The following is an 18818-nucleotide window of genomic DNA, read 5'->3' as shown; positions in this document are numbered from 1 at the left end:
GCCTACGTAAGGTTCTGGCCGCCGAGGAGGTGAGCTGAGCGGGTCAGCTCGGGCGCGCCTCGTCGGTGAACTGCTCGGCGAACTCGTCGGTCGGCGGGATCTCCTGGATCACGTCGATCAGCACGCCGTTGGGGTCCGCGACGATGAAGTGCCGCTGTCCGAATTCCTCGCTGCGCAACGAAAGCACCTCGGGCAGCCCCGCACCCCCGACCAGCCGCCGGTGCTCGGCGTCGACGTCTTCGACCTCGAAGTTCAGCAACAGCCCCCGCACGGGTTCGCCGAACCCGGCGGGAATGGTTTCGTGGCCGGGGGCGAGGATCGCGAGCTCCCACTCGTCGCGTTTGAGGCTGACGTACCAGTCGGCCTCGAACGTGAGCTCGAAGCCGAAGTGGTCGCGGTAGAAGTCCCGCGTCTCGGCGATCTTCTCGGTCATGAGAACGGGATAGAAGCTGGTCAGACGCATGATTCCCCTTGCTTCGCAAACAATACCGACCGTCGGTTTGTTTTTTCGAAGTTAGCCAACCGACGGTCGGTATGTCAAGATGCCGGCATGGCCCGCACGAAGCAGCAGCAGCGCGAAGAGACGATGGAGGCATTGACCGCCACCGCTCGCCGGCTGTTCGCCGAACACGGATACGGCAAGGTCGGACTGGAGACCATCGCGCAGACCGCGGGCGTGAGCAAAGGCGCGCTCTACCACCACTTCAGCAGCAAGGCGGACCTGTTCCGGCACGTACTCGGCGTCGTGCAGCACGACGTCGGAGAGCAGATCGCGCGGGCCGCGGACGCCGCGCCCGACTCCTGGACGGGACTGCTGGCGGGATGCCGCGCCTTCCTCGCCGCGGCGACCGATCCGGAGACCCAGCAGATCATGCTGCTCGACGGTCCCGCGGTGGTCGGCTGGCAGGACTGGCGCGAACTCGACGCGGAGTCCTCCGCCCGGCACCTCGCCGAAGCACTGACCGGTCTGATGACCGAGGGCGTCCTGACGAAACGTCCCGTCGAACCGTTGGTGCGCCTGCTATCCGGCGCGATGAACGAGGCCGCCGTCTGGCTGGCGCACTCCCCCGACCCGCAAGCCGATCTCGCCGCGACCATGGACACGCTGACGCCGATGATCGAAGCGTTGCGCTAAGTGCTCGCGATTGGCCCAGCCAGAACCCCAGCACCGATGTCCCCAATGTGGCTTTGGGGACGCTGAGTGTCCCCAAAGCCACATTGGGGACACACCGACACGGGCACAGACACGAAAAGCCCCACCCGTTTCCGGGTGGGGCCTTCACTGCGGTGGGCGATACTGGGATCGAACCAGTGACCTCTTCGGTGTGAACGAAGCGCTCTCCCCCTGAGCTAATCGCCCGCGGTACGAACTCCGGTTCACCTGGGGAAGCGAACCTGGTGCGCGATACTGGGATTGAACCAGTGACCTCTTCCGTGTCAGGGAAGCGCTCTCCCGCTGAGCTAAACGCGCGTGATGTAGTTGTTCGTACGAGAGATACCTTAGCGGACCCCGTTTCCGGGCCCGTCACAGGGGGTAGCCTATCCGCGAGGCTCAGGGTTTCGGCAGCCGCGAAGCGACGGAGCCCGCGATCTCCTTCGCCCGGTCGCAGGGGCTCGCGCTCCCCTCACGTGCGAGCAGCCGGACGGCGACGTGTTCCGCCTCGCGATCAGGGAGCGCGCGGTGCTGCCAGGTCACGGCGCAGTTCGAGCCGCCGAACTCCCGGACGCCGCCGGTGACGCCGCTGCCGAGGTCGGCCGGCGTCCCGTCTGGCACGTACGCGCCCCGCTGCAACTCGACGGTCAGCGTGTCCCCGCCGCCCACCCACTCGCAGATCCGCAACGTCCGCGGCGCGGACTGCGCGTTGGGCACGTTCTTGCCGATGACAGCCGGATCCGCGACCGCGCACGGGTCGAGCGGGAGGATGCTCGCGGGCTCACCGGGGCGGTCGACCTCGTGCGTGCGCAGCCGGGTGAGGGCCGCACTCAGCATGTCGTCGGCGGCCTTGCAGGGATCGCCTTCCCTGCCCGGATGGGAGACGACGACGCCGAGCCGCCGGTCCGACGGCAGTTGGGCGACCGAGTCGCATCCGCCGCTGATCGTGCTGCGCAGCAACGGAACGCCCTCGGCGGTGCGGTCGGTCCGTTCGAGACTGCTGGCGGTCACCCCTTCGCCGAGCCGGACTTCGAAGGTGACGCCCTTGAGACCGGTGTACTTGCAGCGGGCCGGGTAGCTCGAGTCCGTGTCCGCCTTCAGGGTGCCGAACTCCTGCACGAACCGGCCAGCGAGCACCTTGCACGGATCCACCAGGCGCAGGCGTTCCGCGCCAAGCGCCTCGGTCGCCGCCAGCGACGTCGTTCCCGGGCTCTCCGGTTTGGCGTAGTCGGCGATGGAGAGGCCGAGCGCCACGATCCCGGCGACCACCAGCAGGACGACTCCGGCCAGCGAGCCGAACAGGATCTTTTTCGTCCGCGGAGCCATCTTCTTCGGCGGCGGCCGCCAGATCGGCAGCGGCAGGGCCAGCACCGAACGCACTTCGGTGTCCTGCTGCCGGATCCGGGCGTGCACGGCGGGCGGCCAGGGCGCCACCCCCGGCGGCACCGGACCGAGGTGGTCCAGGATCTGTTCCGGGGTCGGCCTCCGTGCGGGGTCTTTGGCCAGGCAGGGTTCGGCGAGCCGCCGGATCTCGTCCGGGACGGCGCTGAGGTCCGCGGCGGTGTGCACGACGTTATACAGCGTCTGCGGCGCGGTCGGGCCGGTGAACGGGCCGCGTCCGGTGGCCGCCATGACCAGGATCGCGCCGAGGGAGAACACGTCGCTCGCGCCGGTGACCTGCCCGCTTCCCGCCTGTTCCGGGGACATGAACGCGGGCGAGCCGATGATCGCGCCCGTCCCGGTGAGTTCCTGCGCCTCTTCCGCCGCCCGTGCGATGCCGAAGTCGATCACCCTGGGGCCGTCACTCGTCAGGATGATGTTGCTGGGCTTGAGGTCGCGGTGGATCAGCCCGGCGCGGTGGATCTCGGTCAGCGCGGCGGCGAGCCCGGACGCCAGCAGGCGGACCGGCTCGGCGGGCAGCGGCCCGGCGGCGTCCACCGCCTCCTTCAACGACGGCCCGGTGACGAAGACCGAGGCGAGCCACGGGGTTTCCGCTTCGGCGTCGGCGTCCATCACCGCGGCGGTGTAGGCGCCGGAGACCAGCCGCGAGGTGGCGACCTCGCGGCGGAACCGTTCGCGGAAGCGCGAATCGTGCGCGAACTGGGCGTGCAGCTGCTTGACCGCGACGAGCCTGCCGTCCGGGGCCAGGCCGAGCACCACCCGCCCCATGCCGCCTTCACCGAGTTCGGCGATGATCCGGTACGGGCCGATCTGGCGGGGTTCGCCGGGGTTCAACGGTTTCACTGATCAGCCCTACGGTTTCGGGAGTTTCGGCAGCAACGCCTCGGCGAAGCCCTTCGCCTTGTCGCAGGCTTGGGCGGCGGTCAGTTTCGTCCCGCTCGTGCCGAAGGTCAGTTCGACGTTCTCGCCCGCCCGGTCGCTGATCGGCCGGTGCTGCCAGGTCAGCGAGCAGGTCGAGCGCGCGACACCGTCGTCGGCCTCGGCGAGGTACACGGTCTTGCCGCCGATGTCCAGCGTCGCGGTGTTCGAGTAGTACGAGTCCTTCGACTGGACCGGCGGATAGCTCTTCAGGAGCTTCAGCCGCAGGCTGCCCGCCGCGTCGTACCGGCATTCGTGCAGATGCTCGCGGATGGCTTCGACCACGGGCCCGATCAGCCGGTCCGCCGTCGCCGGGCCGACCAGCGCGCACGGGTCCAGCGGCGCCAGCGTGCCCGCCGGCAGTTCGCGTTCCTGGCCGCCCGCCCTGATCCGTTTCACCGTGTCGGTCAGCGCGGCTTTCACCGCCGCGCACGCTTCGTCCTTTGTGGACATCGAGTTCACCCGGGCGCTGAGCTGGGTGTTCTGCACCCCGGTGACAGGGACGGAGACACCGCAGGAGTCGCCGGATCCCTTGAGGGTCAGCGGAAGTCCTTCGAGTTCGCCGCTCGGTTCGCCGTTGACCAGGCCGCCCGCGATGTCGAGATCCAGCCATGTGCCCGCGGGCGAGTCGTACGTGCACGAGTCGAAGTCGACGGAGTTCTTCTTGCTCAGCTTCCCGAGTCCGGGCACGGTGCGCCCTTCGAGCACCTTGCACAGGTCGACCTTGCGCAGGTTGTCCGGGCCGAGCGGATCCGCGTTGACGGGCGTGGTCTCCGGTACGTCCGGGACCGCCGGGCTGCTCGGCGCCGCGGCGGCCGGAGGCGGATCGTCCCCGTTCAGCGACACCGCGGCGACGACGCCACCGACGAGCAGCACCACGGCCGCCGCGGCGAGTCCCGCGTAGAGGCCGCGCCGGGACCGCTTCGGCGGTGGCGGGTTCAGCAGCCGCCGGACCTCCGCCTGCTGGGTCTCGATGAGGTGCGACACCGCAGGCGGCCACGGCGTGACCATCGGCGGGATCGGGCCCAGCCGCTCCAGCACCCAGGCCGGGGACGGCCGGTCCGCCGGGTTCTTCGCCAAGCACGGCTCGACGATCTGCCGGAGTTCCGGCGCCAGGTGCCGCAGGTCGGGCTGGACGTGCACGACGTTGTAGAGCGTGTGCGGGGTGGACGTCCCGGTGAAGGGGTTCGATCCGGTCGCGGCCATCACCAGCAGCGCGCCGAAGGAGAACATGTCGCTCGCCGGGGTCAGCGGTCTGCCCTCGGCCTGTTCGGGCGACATGAACCCGGGCGAGCCGATCACCGCGCCGGTGTGCGTGAGTTCGGAGTCGCCTTCGACGGCGCGGGCGATCCCGAAGTCGATCACCCGGGGGCCGTCACCGGTGAGGATGACGTTGCTCGGCTTCAGGTCCCGGTGGATCAGCCCGGCGCGGTGGATGTCACCCAGCGCCAGCGCGAGCCCCGCGGCGAGATGCCGGACGGCCATCGGAGGCAGCGGCCCGCCCGCCGAGACCGCCTCCGAAAGCGCCGGTCCCGGCACGAACACCGAGGCGAGCCACGGCGTCGGCGCGTTCGGATCGGCGTCCATGACCGGGGCGGTGTACGCGCCGGACACCAGACGCGACGTTTCGACCTCCCGCCGGAACCGCTCGCGGAAGCCGGGGTCCTGCGCGAAACCCGGGTGGACCTGTTTGATCGCGACCAGGCGCCCGTCGGACGAGGTCCCGAGCAGCACCCGGCCCATCCCGCCCTCGCCGAGCGCGGCGAACACCCGGTAGCGCCCCACGCCGGTGGGTTCGCCGGTGTTCAACGGCTTCACGAAAGGCCCCCTTGGTCCGGGCGATGGTACAAAACCACCCGGAAGTGTCACGCAGGGCGTCGGTCCGACCGGCCGAAATCCTTCAGGCGAAGGCTGTTGGACACGACGAGCACGGACGACAGGGACATCGCCGCCCCGGCGATCAGCGGGTTCAGCAGTCCGAGCGCGGCCAGCGGGATCGCGGCGACGTTGTAGCCGAACGCCCACGCCAGGTTCCCCCGGATGATCCGCAGCGTGCGATCGGCGAGGCGGATGGCGTCAGGAACCACGCGCAGGTCCTCGCGGACCAGCACGATGTCGGCCGAGCGCAGCGCGATGTCACTGCCCTGGGCCATCGCCATGCCGAGATCGGCGGTGGCCAGCGCCGGGCCGTCGTTGATCCCGTCGCCGACCATCGCGACTCGCGCTCCCCCGACCCTCAGCTCCTCGACGACCTGGGCTTTCTCCGCGGGCAGGACCCCGGCGCGCACGTCCGGGACGCCGATCTCGTCCGCGATCGCGCGGGCGGCCGCTTCGTTGTCGCCGGTCAGCAGCACGGTCCGCAGGCCGAGCGCGTGCAGATCGGCGACGGCGGCCCGCGCCGACGGCTTCACGACGTCGCGGATCACCAGGTACCCGGCGACCCGGCCGTCCACCGCGACGAGGATCGCCGTCGCCCCGTCTCGCTCGGCGGCCGCGAAGTCCTCAGGGACGCCGATCCCGCGATCGGTGAACAAACGCGCGTTGCCGACGAGGACCTCGCGTCCCTCGACCTCGCCCTTCGCGCCGAGCCCCGGCAGCGCGCCGAACCCTTCGACCCCGGGCAGATCCGGCAGTTCGGCTCGCGCCGCGGTGACGACGGCGGCCGCGATGGCGTGTTCCGACCCGGCTTCCACGGCTCCGGCGTACCGCAGCACTTCGCCGGCGGTGAACCCGTCGGCAGGAAGGCACGCGGTGACGGTCATCTTCCCGGTGGTGACGGTGCCGGTCTTGTCCAGGACGACGGTGTCCACCGTGCGGCTCGCCTCGAGCGCGTCGGGCCCCTTGATCAGGATGCCCAGCTGGGCGCCGCGGCCGACGCCCGCCATGAGCGCGGTCGGCGTGGCCAGCCCGAGCGCGCACGGGCAGGCGATGATCAGGACGGCGACCGCCGCCGCGAAACCCTCGCGGGCGGGAGCACCGCTGAGCAGCCACACCGCCAGGGTCAGCACCGCCACGCCGAGGACGACGGGGACGAACACCGCGCAGATCCGGTCGACCAGACGTTGCACGGATGCTTTGCGGGCCTGCGCGCGTTCCGCCAGCGCGGTCATCTGGGCCAGCTGGGTGTGCGCGCCGACCGCTGTCGCGCGGACGACCAGCCTGCCGTCCCGGTTCACCGAGGCGCCGACGACCCGGTCCCCCTCGGCGACTTCCGCCGGCACCGGCTCCCCGGTCACCGCACTGACATCCACAGTGGACAGTCCACTGTCGACGATCCCGTCCGCGGCGATCGACTCCCCCGGTTTCACCACGAACAGGTCGCCGACGGCCAGTTCGCCGATCGGGACCATCCGCTCGGCGCCGTCCCGCAGCACCCGGACGTCCTTGGCGGCCAAGGCGTCCAGCGCGGCCAGGAGCCCGGCGGCGCTGCGCCTCGACCGGCTCTCGAAGTACCGGCCCGCCAGCAGGAAGGTGGTCACCCCGGCGGCGACGTCGAGGTAGATCGCGTCCGCCCCGGCCGCCGTCGGCCCGAAGCCGATCCAGTACCCGGGTTCGGTGCCGCCTGCGAAGGCGGACCACGCCGACCACGCGAACGAGGAGAGCACTCCCAGCGACACCAGGGTGTCCATACTGGACGAACGATGGCGAAGGTTCCGGAGTGTGGCCCGATGGAACGGTAAGGCCGACCAGAACACCACGGGTACGGCCAGGACGAGGCACAGCAGTTCCCAGCCGGGGAAACGCAGCCGCGGCACCAGGGCGAGGGTGATCGAGAGGTTCCCCAGCGGGATCGCCAGCAGGGCGGCGACGACCAGCCGTCGCCGGAGATCGCGGACCCGGGCGAAACCGGTGTCCGGATCCTCGTCCCCGCGGACCTCCGCCGTGTAGCCGGATTTGCGGACGCGCTCGATGAGGACGTCGTCGGACAGCGCTTCGGGCACCTGCACGGTGGCGCGCTCGGTCGCGTAGTTCACCGACGCGCGGACGCCGTCCAGCTTGTTCAGTGTGCGTTCCACCCGCGCTGAACAAGCGGCGCAGGTCATCCCCGACACGGTCAGCTCCACCGTGCGGACGGCGGCCTCCGGCGCGGAAATCGTCATTTCGTGGCACTCCCAGGATTCACCAGTGGTTCCTTGGTGGTGGAACAGGTGTCCCGGGTGGTGTCGCCAGGCAGATTACCGCCGCCGGGAACCGAACCCGTCGGCGGCCCGACTACTGCGATGGTGGTGAGAACAGATGTCCCAGGAGAAGGTTTGCGTGACTGGATGGACGACTCGTGTGTCGTCCATCCAGTCACGAGAAACTACCGGTTCGGTCCAGCAAACGTTGCGAAAGCCACTTTCGCAACGTTGAGGGTTGCGAAAGTGGCTTTCGCGTCACCCGAGGTCGGACCGCTACGCCTTCCGTGGTGTCAGAGCGAGGTCGAAAGTGTTGCCGTCTCCCTGCACGAAAGTGCTCAGGTACGGGGTGAAAGCGCCGCAGCCGGTCAACGGCGCCAGCGCGTAGGTGCCGGTGAGCGTCCCACCGGCGGCCATGGTGAAGCCGTCGCCGGTGCGCAGTTCCGCCGTCGAGGGGGCCGACGTCTTGCAGCCCGGCCCGCTGCTGACCGGCATGCCGACGAGCGTGACGAGCGGGAGCACGGTGGTGAACCGGGGGCGCGCGACGAAACCGGTCCCGGCGAGATCGCCGCCCTGCGGTCCGTCGGCGACGAACTCGAGATCGGCCGTGCCCGGCACGAAACCGAACAGCCGGAACTCGGTGTGCGCCTTGTCGAACACCGGGCCGCCGCTGAACACCGTGGCCGCGGTGGGGCTCAGGTCGAACGCGCCGGTCAGCGGCGCGGTGGCGCCGAGCGCCTTGACGCCGGTCTTCCCGGCGACCGTGTAGCGGTGCCCCGCCGGCTTGTCGCCGAGATCGAAGGAGAGCAGGACCGCGTCCTGGCCGGGGTCGAGCGTGCAGTCCGAGGTGAACGAACCGAGTCCGGTGAACGAGCCGTCGGCCTTCTTCGGGGTCAGTCGCGTGGTGAAGTCGCCGACGGTCAGTGTGGTCTTGCCCGGTTTCGCCAGCGTCACCGTGGGCACGGAACCGGTCGCGACCGGGCTGAAGGTGCCGGACGGCGGGACATTCGTCTTGGCGACGTTCAGCGGGATGCGCACCGGGAAGGGGTTCGCGTCGCCGTTGACCAGCGTGACGCCCGCGGCCGCGGTGCCTTCGATGGTGGTGGCGCCGACGAGGTTGAGCCCGCGCGCCGCCTTGTCCGGCACGGTGACGGTGATCGTCAGCCCGGAAGTGGTGAGCGTGCCGCCGGGCGCGGTCGGGACCTCGAAGTCGGCCTTGATGTTCACGTCGAGCTTCTGCAACCCGATCAGCGGGAACGGGCAGGTGAACGACAGTTTCTTGTCCACGGGGGTGCCCGCCGCCGCGCTGCGGACGGCGACGAACAGCAGGCTGCCGGCGGTGAGCAGGACGATGAGGCCCGCCGTGAGCAGCATCCGGACGTTGATGCGAAGGGGCATGGTCGCCTTCCTGACGGCGCTAAACGGCTCTGGAACGGCACCGGTCCCCGCCGCGGGAAGCGACGGGGACCGGCTTGCCTGACTACTTCTTGGTGAGGTTCAGGTCGAGCGTGTTGCCGTCGCTCTTGGCGAACGCGCTGACCCAGTCGTTCAGCTGACCGCAGTTCTGCAGGGCAGACAGCGAGTAGGTGCCCGTCAGCTTCCCGCCCTTGAGCAGGTCGAAGTCGGGACCGGTGGTCATCTCGCTGGTGGACGGGCTGACCGTGCCACACTTCGGGTCACTGCTGATCGGGATCCCGAAGACCTGCACGCTCGGCAGGAACACGTTGAACTTGATGTGCGCCTTGAACCCGGTGCCGACGAGCTCACCGGTCTGCTTGCCGACCTGCTCGACCTTGATCTCCGACTTACCGTCGACGAACCCGAACAGCTTGAACTGGGTGGACGACGGGTCGAGCTTGAGGTCACCGGTGAACGTCTTCGACGCCAGGTCGACGTCCGCGTCGAAGCCACCGTTGATCGGCGCGGTGCTGCCGAGCGACTTCAGCGCGGTCTGCCCCTTGATGCCGAACGCGTACTTGATCCCGCCGCCACCGGGGGTGCTGGTGGGCGGGGTCGTCGGCGTGGTCGGCGTCGTGGGGGTCGTCGGCGTGGTCGGGGTGGTGGGTGTGGTCGGCGTGGTGGTGCCGCCCCCGCCGTCGCCGATCTTGATCGTGGCCAGGGTGTTGTTCTGGCCCGGGTCCTGCGTGCACGGCGCGTCGATCGTGCCGTCCGGCGTGATGCCGGTGACCGAACCGTCGGCCTTGCGCGGGGTGACCTTCAGCTGCAGGTCACCCACGGTGATCTTCGCCTCGCCGGGCTGGTTGAAGGTCAGCGAAGGCGTCTTGCCCGCCGCGTTGACCGTCATCTCGCCCGAGGTGGGGATGTTCTGCTTGGCGATGTCGTTGGGGACCTTGACCGGGAGGTTGAGCCCCGGTGCCGCCACGGTCGCCGCCGCGATGGCCTGGCCTTCCAACGTGGTGGCACCGATCAGGTTGAGCCCGCTGACCGTGTCCGCGTTGATCGTGGAGATGGCCTTGATGTCGAACGTGCCGGTCGGCTGACCGGTCTTGACCGACAGCGGAAGATCGGTGTTGATCACCACCTTCAGCGACTGCGACCCCACGAGCGGCAGGTTGCAGTGGTAGTTGAGCGGGAGCGAGATCGGATCGGCGACACTGCTCTGTGCCCCGACCACGAGTACCGCGGTGGCAAGCCCCACGGCACCGGCAGCGGCGGCGGCGACCGCCTTCTTGGTTCCTCTACGGTGACTCACGATCGTCCTTCCGTGGTATCAACGATGATACGAAACGGCGTACAATTCCCCAGAGCAATGAATATCGGCCCGAGAGAATTCTCCGGGTAGCGACGATGTCTGACGGATCGCAACCGAACAGTAAACTAACGACGCGTCCACGACGCTATCAAGTGCTTTCCCGGAAAAGTTGACGCGGTCCCGGTAAATTGTCACCCTGGCACGGTGCACGCACCCGGTTCCTAGTAGCGACACATGGGTTTCCCCAGTACAGAGCCACTGGGCGCCACCTGCGGAACCGCTGACGCGGGTGACAATCACCCGGCGCGAAATTATCTCGCGCGTGCCAATCACCTTTTCACCGTCGCCGACCGTCTTGCCTGCTGGATTCTTTCGTGAGTAACCTCGCGGTTCAGCAAGCCGGTCACCGCCGACCAGCGCGGAATCCCGCTCCTCGTGCCACGGCCGGCCCTCTTTCGCCGAATTCGACGGGGAAACCATGAAAAGAATGCGCCGCACGGCAGCGCGAATCGCGTTCGCCATCGTCTCCGCGACCGCCGCCGCGGTCCTGCTGAGCGCCTGCGGGTCCGACAAGCCCGCCGACACCGGGCGGCACGCCGACCCGGCCGCGCTCGCCTGGGTGGACAAGGTGTGCTCGGGGGTCGCGACGGGCTCGGCGAAGATCTCCCAGCCGCCCGCGTTCGACCCCGCCAACCCCCAGGGGACGAAGACCGCCATGGTGGGCTTCCTGAATTCGCTGTCGGCCGCCCTCGACGACATGGCGGGCGGGATCCGGAACGCCGGTGTGCCGCCGGTCCCGGATGGACAGTCCGCCGTGGACAAGGCCACCACCACACTCGGCGAGACCAAGACGAAGGTGTCCGCCACCCTCACGAAGATGCAGGACGCGAAGGTCACCGACCAGGCGAGCCTGCAGAAGGTGGTCGCCGACGCCGACTCCACGATGAGCGGGCTGAGCGAACCCGAAGGCCCGATCAAGCACCTTCGCGCCAACCCGGAACTGAACCTCGCGTTCGCCGAATCCACGACCTGCCGTCAGGTCTACGGCGGCAACGCCTGACCCCGACCCCGGTCCGAGCGGTGTCGCGAAAGCCACTTTCGGGACATCTGATGTCCCGAAAGTGGCTTTCGCGACGCTCACGGCCGTCTTTCTCCCTCAGCCAAGCCAACCCGACCTGGAGGCCCGGCCGTGCCGATCTCGTTCCCCCGCCCGTCCCGCCGTCTGCTCGCCGCGGCGGTGGCGACCGTCCTCGCCGCCGGTCTGCTGACCGCGCTGAGCGGGAGCCCGGCGAACTCCGCCACCCCGGCGGCGTCCGACGACTCGTTCTACACCCCGCCGTCCCCGCTTCCGGCGGGCAAGCCGGGCGACATCATCCGCTCGCGGATCTCGAAAGCCGGACCGCGTAAGGATTCCGTCAACGCGTGGCAGGTGATGTACCTGTCGACGGACGCGCTCGGGCGGCCGGACGCGGTGACCGGGACGGTGCTGGTGCCGAAGAACGTCGACCCGGCGAAGGCGCCGATCGTCTCGTTCGCGGCCGGTACGCACGGTCCGGCGTTCGACTGCACGCCGTCGAAGATGATCGACATCGGCGCGTTCTACGAGCAGTCCGGTCTCGACGACGCGCTCGACGCCGGATACGCCGTCGCGCTGACCGACTACGAGGGCTACCGCCAGGATCCGAAGACGACGTACGTGGTCGGACGGTCCGAAGGCCCGGCGGTGATCGACGTGGTCCGCGCCGCGCAGCGGCTGCCGGAGACGAAACTGTCCGCCGACGCCAAGGTGGCCTTCCGCGGGTACTCGCAGGGTGGCGGCGCGGCCGCGTGGGCCGGTGAGCTTCAGCCGACGTACGCGCCGGAACTCAACCTCGTCGGAGTCGCCGCCGGCGGTGTGCCCGCCGACCTCGTCCAGGTCACCCTGCAGCTCGATGGGAAGGCGGGGTTCGGTGTCTTCGCCTACGCCCTCGTCGGCCTGGACAACGCGTATCCCGAGCTGAAGCTGGACTCCTTCCTCAGCGACAACGGCCGTGTGAAGCTGGCGGAGATGCAGAAGAGCGCGTGCACGTTCGAGCTGCTCACCACCTACGCGAACCAGAAGATCGCCGACTACACGACCAGCGCCGGGTACGTCCGGCCGGAATGGGTCAAGCGGCTCAACGAGAACAAGCTCGGCGCGACACCGCCGAAGGTCCCGGTGTTCCTCTACCACGCCACCCAGGACCAGCTCGTGCAGTTCGCCCAGGCGGACGCGTTGCACAAGGCCTACTGCGCGGCCGGGGTCAAGACGACCTGGAAGACCTTCGACACCGACCACATCACGGCGGTCTACACCGGCAACGCCGACGTCCTGTCCTTCCTCAAGGACCGGGTCGCGGGCGTCCCGGCGACGTCGAACTGCTGAGCCCGCGGTGCTCAGAACCGCCCCCGCGTCCTTTGTGGACGGCGTGGCGGCCGGCGGTGCGCGGACCGGGAAGCGGCGTGAGCTGCTCCGGTTCGCCACCGTCGGCCTGGCCGCGTTCGGCCTCACTCTCGGGACCAACTACGGGCTCAAACTCACTGTCCTGCAAGAGAAACCGGTCACGGCGCTGGCGATCGCGACCGTCGTGGCGACGGCCTTCGCGTACCTGCTTTCCCGGCGCTGGGCGTTCCACACTCGCGGCGGCAGACGCCGTCTCCACGAGGCGACGCTGTTCTTCGCCGTCAACGCCATCGCCGTGACGATCAACCTGTGCCCGCCGCTGATCTCGCGGTACGTCCTGCGCCTCGAAGTCCCCGAAGTCAGCTTTCTCGTCCAGGAGATCGCCGACTTCGTCAGCGGGATGCTGCTGGGCACCGCGGCGGGTTCGGCGTTCCGCTGGTGGGGCTACCGGCGCTGGGTGTTCCCGGTCGCCGGAGCCCGTCAGACGTCCGCGGGGCGCAGCCTTTCCGCACGCAACGCCAATTCGATCCGCAGCCGCTGATCCGGATCGTCCAGCCGCTCGCCGAACAGCTCCGCGAGCCGCCGCAGGCGCGCCCGCACCGTCTGCGGATGCACGGCGAGCTGCCGGGCGATCTCGGGCGCGCTCCCCCGCGTCTGCACCTGCGTGAGCAGGGTCGCCGACAGCTCGTCGTGCTGCTTCGGCGCGAGCCCGGACAGCGGTTCCAGCGCCTCACCGGCCAGCTGGTCCAGCAGGAACTCGTCGGCGAGCAGCAGCAGCGTGGTGAGGTGCTCCTCGCACCAGAGCACCGGTCCGACCGTGGTGATCAGCCCCCGCCTGGCCAGTTCGGACGCGCGGCGCGCGATCCGGAACGACTCGGCGGCCTGTTCCGTCGGCACGGACACCCCGACCGTCGCCGACCAGCCGGAAGGCAGTTCCCGCAGGCCGTCGAGGTCGGTGTCGGGACAGGCCACCAGGGCGCCGGGCGCGTCGGACACGAAATCCGCGGGCACCGCCGAGGGCACGAGGCCCGACGGGAACGCGGACGCGCCGGGTTCCGCGACGAAGACGACCGCGGTGACGCGGGGCGGGATCCGCCAGCCGATGGCGACGGCGAGCGAGCCGGCGTCGGCCTGGGTGTATCCCGCGCCGGCGGTCAACAGCCGGAACAACCGGGCTCGCTGCTCCGCGGGCCCTGTCGATTCGGCCTGCGCGGCGTTGTACCCGTCCGACAGCGCCATCGTCACCTCGACGACGTCGCCGAAAAGGCACTCCGCCGCGCCGTAGAGGACGTCGCCCGACAGCTGTAGCTGACGCCCGGCCGCGGCGATCGAACGCCACAGCACCCGGCTGGTGACCCTGAACGCCGCCTGCGCGGCCTCCCGGCTGAGTCCCTGATGGAACGCGATCCGGCCCTGCGCGCGGAAATCCGCCAGCAGGTCGTTCTGCAGTAGTTCGGGGACGCCGACCCGGTCGATGGCGCGTTCGATGCCGCGCCTGGTCAGCTCGACGGCCGCCGCACGGGCCTCGCCGTCACTGAACACCTCGGCGCATTCACTGATCTCGGACACCACGCTTTCGACGCAGTGCCGGGCGATCGCCGGGATCCGGGGCCGGACGGCGTCGCCGAGTTCCCTCGGGAGGCGTTCCCACAACGCGCCAACGGGCTGCCAGCTCACGTGTGCGTTCTCCCGCTGTTGAGTAGGCCGACGATTACGGGCACGAATTCCCTTTCGTCCGCGCGCCACCGGCGCACTCGAATGCACGGAGCGTAGGACCGGCGCCACATCCGTGTCAAAAGCCGCCGCACCGAAACGCCCGTCCGTGTCACGGGCGCCGGGTATCGCGACTTTCCGTCGTCAATTCAACGTCACATTCGCGGTACACGCCGTCGGCCGATCCAGTAGAAACACTCCGGCATCCGTTCTCGTCGCTCCGACGCGGTTGCGAAAAGGGATTCATGTTTCCCGTCCCCCGGTTCGAAGAAAATCAAAGGGTGGTCTTCGTGGTCGAGTACCGCAGTTTCGGCATGCTGGCGACGCTGCCGCGTTCGCTCGGCGAAGAACTGCGTCCGTATACCGGGCACGCCGCGGCCGCCATGATCAAGCAGGTGCAGCGCTCGGTCGCCGCGTACTCACAGCCGTTGCGCGGCGTCTTCGGCCGCGTCCTGGTCGTCTCCTGCGAGCGGGCGGTGCGGCACTACGTCGACTGCATCGGCGATCCGGACCTGCCCCACGACCGCTGGATCGACTTCTACCGCATGCGCGGGCGGATCGAGTTCACCGAAGGCCGGAGCCTGGAACCTTTGCACGACAGCGCGACCATCGGCGCACGGACGGCGTGGCGGGCGATGCGGCCCATCGTGCGCGGGCTCGGCGTCGGCGCCGGAGTCGTCGCGCTCGCGGCCGAGAGCGTTTTCGTCTACGTCGACGAACTGTGCGCCACGACGATCGAGGGCTACCAGGAGGCGGAGGCCATGGCCGCGGGCGCGATCCCGCTCCGGCGTCGCCGCCTGCTGGAACTGATCGCCCAGGCGCCGGAAGGGTCCGCGTGCAGTATCGCGAGCCTGGCCGACGGCGCCGGCTGGCGGGTTCCGGGGACCGCGGCCATGGTCGCGCTCCAGCGTTCCCCTGGCGCGCCGGAGTTCCCCGCGCATCTCCTGGACGACACGGTGCTGCTCGACCTCGACTCCGCCGAGCCCTACTTGCTCACCGCTGATCCCGACACCGATCTCGCGCCCCTGAAGGACGCGCTGGACGGCTGGCGCGTGGCGGTCTCGCCCGTCGTCCCGCTCACCGACGCTCCGGCCGCCCTCCGCACCGCCCGCCGCGCGCTTCTGTTGACCAGCGAGGACGCGCCAGGGCCGGTCATCTGGTGCCGGGATCACCTCGCGACGTTGTGGCTGCTGGCCGAGGACTTCCTCGGTGCCGAGATGGCCAAACGGAGCCTCGACCCGTTCACCTCACTGAGCGAGAAACAACAGGAGCGGCTCAGCGAAACCCTGCTGGCGTGGCTGGAGACCCGTGGCGGGGCACCGGAAATCGCGCAACGACTGGGTGTCCATCCGCAGACCGTGCGGAACCGCCTCCGGCAGCTGGAGGACCTGTTCGGCGACCGGCTCAGGGACGCCGACGACCGGCTGGGCATGCAGCTCGCGCTGCGCGCGCAGCGGCTTATGCGCGCCCACCGCCGCGACGACGGGACGCCAGGGAGCTGACCCGCCGGACCCGCCGTTCCGGTGGCCGCACGGTGGGCAGCACCCAGCGGAGGCCGCGGCGGGCATGCTTCACCCTCGGCTGGTCGACGTGGAAGTCCGCCCGGCAGGCCATCGCATTTCTCCCCGTGGTGACGGGTGTTTACCGACGCTTTCCTGAATACCGGGACGATGGGAAAATGTCGATGCGGAATTGCGCGGGCGTCACGGTTTTGGCATCCCGATCGGGGTCCGGACCGGAATTCTTGTCATCCCGGTGGCAATTGCCGGACGTGTCCGGCGACACGCTGACGCGACCGCCGTTCTACCCGTTATTTTGACGCCTGACCACGGAAAGGCGGCACATGGCCCTCGAAGCGCGCACACTGACCCTGCACGGGCAGGAAATCCGGCTGCGGGAATACCGTCCGTCCACAAAGGACACCAAGGGTGAGCCGCTCGTGCTGCTGCACGGGATCTCGGGCAGCGGTGAGACCTGGGCCCCGCTGCTCGACCACTTCGAGCGGACCGGGTTCGGGCGCCGCGTCCTCGTCCCCGATCTCCCCGGCCACGGCGATTCGGGGGCGCCACGGGCCGACTACGGCCTCGGCGCGATGGCCAGCGTGGTCCGCGACATCCTCGCGCTCACCGGGAACCGGCACGCGACCATCGCCGGGCACTCCCTCGGCGGCGGGATAGCGATGCAGTTCGCCTACCAGTTCCCGGAGATGTGCGCCCGGCTGGTGCTGGTGGGCAGCGCCGGGCTCGGCCCGCAGGTGACCCCGGTACTGCGCGCGACGGCGCTTCCCGGGGCCAAGGTGACGCTGTCGGTCGCGGTCAACCCGGTCACCGTCGCGATCGCCCGCGGGCTCGCCGCGGTCGGCCGCTCGCTCGGCGGGAAGCTCTCCCCCGAGACCCGGGAGCTGACGAGGCACCTAGCGTCACTGGCCGATCCTGGCAGGCGACGGGCGTTCCTGTTCATCGCGCGGAGCCTGATCGACCTCCGCGGCCAGCGCGCGAGCGCGATCGACAAGCTCTACCTGGCCCGCGAGGTGCCCACACTCGTCGTCTGGGGCGCGCGCGATCCGCTCATCCCGGTCGCCCACGGCCGGAAGACGGCCGAACTGCTGCCGGACAGCCGCTTGACGGTGTTCGAAAATGCGAAACACTTTCCACATGTGGCCGACCCGGCCCGGTTCGGCGGCGAGCTCGACCGCTTCCTCGCCGAGACCGCGCCCGCCCGGTTGAGCCTGGACGAGGTCGTCGAGGTGCTCATCCGCGCCAGCGAGGCGGCCGAGGCGCTCGAGAAGGTCCCGGAAAAGTTGTCATCCGGACGCCATCTGAGGCCGGCCTAAATGTCACCCGCCACCGGATCGGACCACCCGTTCGGGTGTAGTCCATCCAGGTGGCCGATCAAGGCCCCGCCAGCCGTTGACAGTCCTCTCAGCCGGATTTTATGTTGCGTGAGCCACAAAATCTGGATCGGCTTCATCGTTGAAGAGGCTGATTTTGTTGCCAGCAAGGATAAAAAACATGACCGACTTGGATACCGGATTCTCGCGGCACGACCTGCGGACCGCACGGCCCGACCCCGACGTGCGTCACCCCGCCACCCCGCACCGCCAGCCACCGGGTCCGGTCCAGCGACCGCGCGCCTTCACGCCGGCACCGAGAACCCCAGTGGAGAACCGACCTGTGCGCAGCACCGGTGCGAACGGCCTGTGGGCGTCACTGCCCAGGGACATGGGCGAGCGGTTCCGGCCGCGCGCCGACCCCTTGGCCCGAGCCATCCTCCAGGAGGTGCAACGAGCCGTCCCCGAGTACGCGCAGCCGTTGGAAGGCGCGTTCGGACAGATCATCACGCAGGGTATCCGGCAGGCGATCCTGCACTGCCTCGATACCATCGGTCAGGGGACGGCCGCACTCGACAAGTGGTCGGCGGTGTTCCGCAACCTCGGCAGGGTCGAGTTCAAGGAAGGCCGCAGCCTCGACTGCCTGCAGACGGCCTACCGCGTCGGCGGTCGCGTCGCGTGGCGGCACGTCTCGGAGTTCGGGCAGGGGATCGGAGCGGACGCCGATCTCCTGTGCACCGCGGCCGAGGCGATCTTCGCTTACGTGGACGAGATTTCCGCGCTGTCCATCGAGGGCTACACGGCCGCGCAGGAACGGGCCGCGGGCACCAGGGCGAGACGCAGGCGCAGGCTGCTCGAACTGATGCTCTCCGATCCGCCGTCCTCCCCGCAGTCGATCGCCGCCCACGCCGCCAACGCCCAGTGGGCGATGCCCGCCGAGGTCACGGTCGTCGCGCTGGAGCGGCGGCTCGGCCCGATGGATCCCGACAGCGCCGACCTGGACTCCGACGTCCTGGTCGACTTCGAGGGCCCCAAGCCCTGCCTGGTCACCGGCGACCCCGACAAGCACCTGAAGGACCTCGCCGAACGGCTTCCGGGCTGGCGCGCGGTGATCGGCCCGGCCGTGCGGCTCACCGAGGCGCCGCGCTCCCTTCTGTGGGCACGCCGCACACTGCGGCTGGTCCAGCGCGGCGTCCTGCCGGACAACCCGGTCACGCGGTACAGCGATCACCTGTCCACCCTGTGGCTGCTCGCCGACGAGTTCCTGGTCCGTGAGCTGTGCACGCGCAGCCTCGCCCCGTTCGACGACCTCACGCCGAAACAGCGGGCGCGGCTCGGGGAGACGTTGCTGATCTGGCTGCAGTCCCGGGGCAGCGCTCCGGAGATCGCGAAGAAGCTCAAGGTCCACCCGCAGACCGTCCGGTACCGCATGCACCAGCTCATCGATCTCTTCGGCGACCGGTTGAACAACGCCGACGACCGGCTCGACATGGAGATCGCCCTGCGCGCGGAGGCGTTGCTCGCCGACGACTGACCAGCGTTTCCCACTC

At 69.6% G+C, this 18818-nt stretch carries 14 protein-coding genes and 2 tRNA genes; 7 read left to right on the top strand and 9 right to left on the bottom strand.

Annotation, left to right across the window (positions count from 1 at the left end; all coding sequences use genetic code 11):
- Nucleotides 1-43: 43 nt before the first annotated feature.
- Entirely contained in the window at nt 44-463 is a 420-nt protein-coding gene (locus B0293_RS39060; RefSeq protein ID WP_005167193.1) for a VOC family protein, read from the bottom strand.
- Nucleotides 464-550: 87 nt separating this feature from the next.
- Here B0293_RS39060 and B0293_RS39055 point away from each other — a divergent pair, with 87 nt between their 5' ends.
- The gene (locus B0293_RS39055) at nt 551-1135 is read left to right on the top strand and encodes a TetR/AcrR family transcriptional regulator (RefSeq protein ID WP_005167195.1); all 585 of its coding nucleotides are present in this window, start codon (nt 551-553) and stop codon (nt 1133-1135) included.
- 153 nt (nt 1136-1288) lie between these two features.
- On the opposite strand, the gene B0293_RS39050 is transcribed toward B0293_RS39055, so the two are convergent.
- From B0293_RS39050 to B0293_RS39020, 7 genes are all read right to left on the bottom strand, one after another.
- A tRNA-Val gene (locus B0293_RS39050) sits at nt 1289-1360 on the bottom strand.
- A gap of 36 nt (nt 1361-1396) precedes the next feature.
- A tRNA-Val gene (locus B0293_RS39045) sits at nt 1397-1471 on the bottom strand.
- Nucleotides 1472-1552: 81 nt separating this feature from the next.
- The gene (locus B0293_RS39040; RefSeq protein ID WP_005167197.1) at nt 1553-3397 is read right to left on the bottom strand and encodes a serine/threonine-protein kinase; all 1845 of its coding nucleotides are present in this window, start codon (nt 3395-3397) and stop codon (nt 1553-1555) included.
- A 9-nt stretch (nt 3398-3406) separates the two neighbouring features.
- Nucleotides 3407-5290: a serine/threonine-protein kinase gene (locus B0293_RS39035; protein ID WP_005167199.1), complete on the bottom strand. Its 1884-nt coding sequence runs from the start codon at nt 5288-5290 to the stop codon at nt 3407-3409.
- A gap of 47 nt (nt 5291-5337) precedes the next feature.
- On the bottom strand, nt 5338-7572 hold the full coding sequence (locus tag B0293_RS39030) for a heavy metal translocating P-type ATPase (protein WP_005167200.1): 2235 nt from the start codon (nt 7570-7572) through the stop codon (nt 5338-5340).
- Between the two features lie 294 nt (nt 7573-7866).
- Nucleotides 7867-8988, bottom strand: coding sequence for a DUF6801 domain-containing protein (locus B0293_RS39025; protein WP_005167202.1), 1122 nt, complete (start codon nt 8986-8988; stop codon nt 7867-7869).
- Between the two features lie 82 nt (nt 8989-9070).
- Complete coding sequence (locus B0293_RS39020; protein ID WP_005167204.1) at nt 9071-10303, bottom strand: DUF6801 domain-containing protein; 1233 nt, start codon at nt 10301-10303, stop codon at nt 9071-9073.
- Nucleotides 10304-10790: 487 nt separating this feature from the next.
- On the opposite strand from B0293_RS39020, the gene B0293_RS39015 reads away from it, so the two are divergent.
- From B0293_RS39015 to B0293_RS39005, 3 genes are all read left to right on the top strand, one after another.
- Nucleotides 10791-11363 (top strand): hypothetical protein, encoded by a 573-nt coding sequence (locus B0293_RS39015; RefSeq protein ID WP_005167206.1) that lies wholly within the window; start codon nt 10791-10793, stop codon nt 11361-11363.
- 129 nt (nt 11364-11492) lie between these two features.
- Nucleotides 11493-12707: a lipase family protein gene (locus tag B0293_RS39010; protein ID WP_005167209.1), complete on the top strand. Its 1215-nt coding sequence runs from the start codon at nt 11493-11495 to the stop codon at nt 12705-12707.
- Nucleotides 12708-12714: 7 nt separating this feature from the next.
- Nucleotides 12715-13266 carry a GtrA family protein gene (locus B0293_RS39005; RefSeq protein WP_425331843.1) on the top strand — a complete coding sequence of 184 codons (552 nt, stop codon included), beginning with the start codon at nt 12715-12717 and terminating at the stop codon, nt 13264-13266.
- Here the strand turns inward: B0293_RS39005 and B0293_RS39000 are convergent.
- Nucleotides 13206-14402, bottom strand: coding sequence for a helix-turn-helix domain-containing protein (locus tag B0293_RS39000; protein WP_005167211.1), 1197 nt, complete (start codon nt 14400-14402; stop codon nt 13206-13208). The genes B0293_RS39005 and B0293_RS39000 overlap by 61 nt on opposite strands.
- Nucleotides 14403-14719: 317 nt before the next feature.
- Here B0293_RS39000 and B0293_RS38995 point away from each other — a divergent pair, with 317 nt between their 5' ends.
- From B0293_RS38995 to B0293_RS38985, 3 genes are all read left to right on the top strand, one after another.
- Nucleotides 14720-15940: a helix-turn-helix domain-containing protein gene (locus B0293_RS38995; protein ID WP_005167213.1), complete on the top strand. Its 1221-nt coding sequence runs from the start codon at nt 14720-14722 to the stop codon at nt 15938-15940.
- A 341-nt stretch (nt 15941-16281) separates the two neighbouring features.
- Nucleotides 16282-17271: an alpha/beta fold hydrolase gene (locus B0293_RS38990; RefSeq protein ID WP_005167216.1), complete on the top strand. Its 990-nt coding sequence runs from the start codon at nt 16282-16284 to the stop codon at nt 17269-17271.
- Nucleotides 17272-17611: 340 nt separating this feature from the next.
- Nucleotides 17612-18802 carry a helix-turn-helix domain-containing protein gene (locus B0293_RS38985; RefSeq protein WP_005167218.1) on the top strand — a complete coding sequence of 397 codons (1191 nt, stop codon included), beginning with the start codon at nt 17612-17614 and terminating at the stop codon, nt 18800-18802.
- The last annotated feature ends 16 nt before the right edge of the window (nt 18803-18818 follow it).

This window comes from Amycolatopsis azurea DSM 43854 (genome assembly GCF_001995215.1).
Classification (GTDB): Bacteria; Actinomycetota; Actinomycetes; order Mycobacteriales; family Pseudonocardiaceae; genus Amycolatopsis; species Amycolatopsis azurea.
This window is presented reverse-complemented; position numbering and strand designations above follow the sequence as displayed.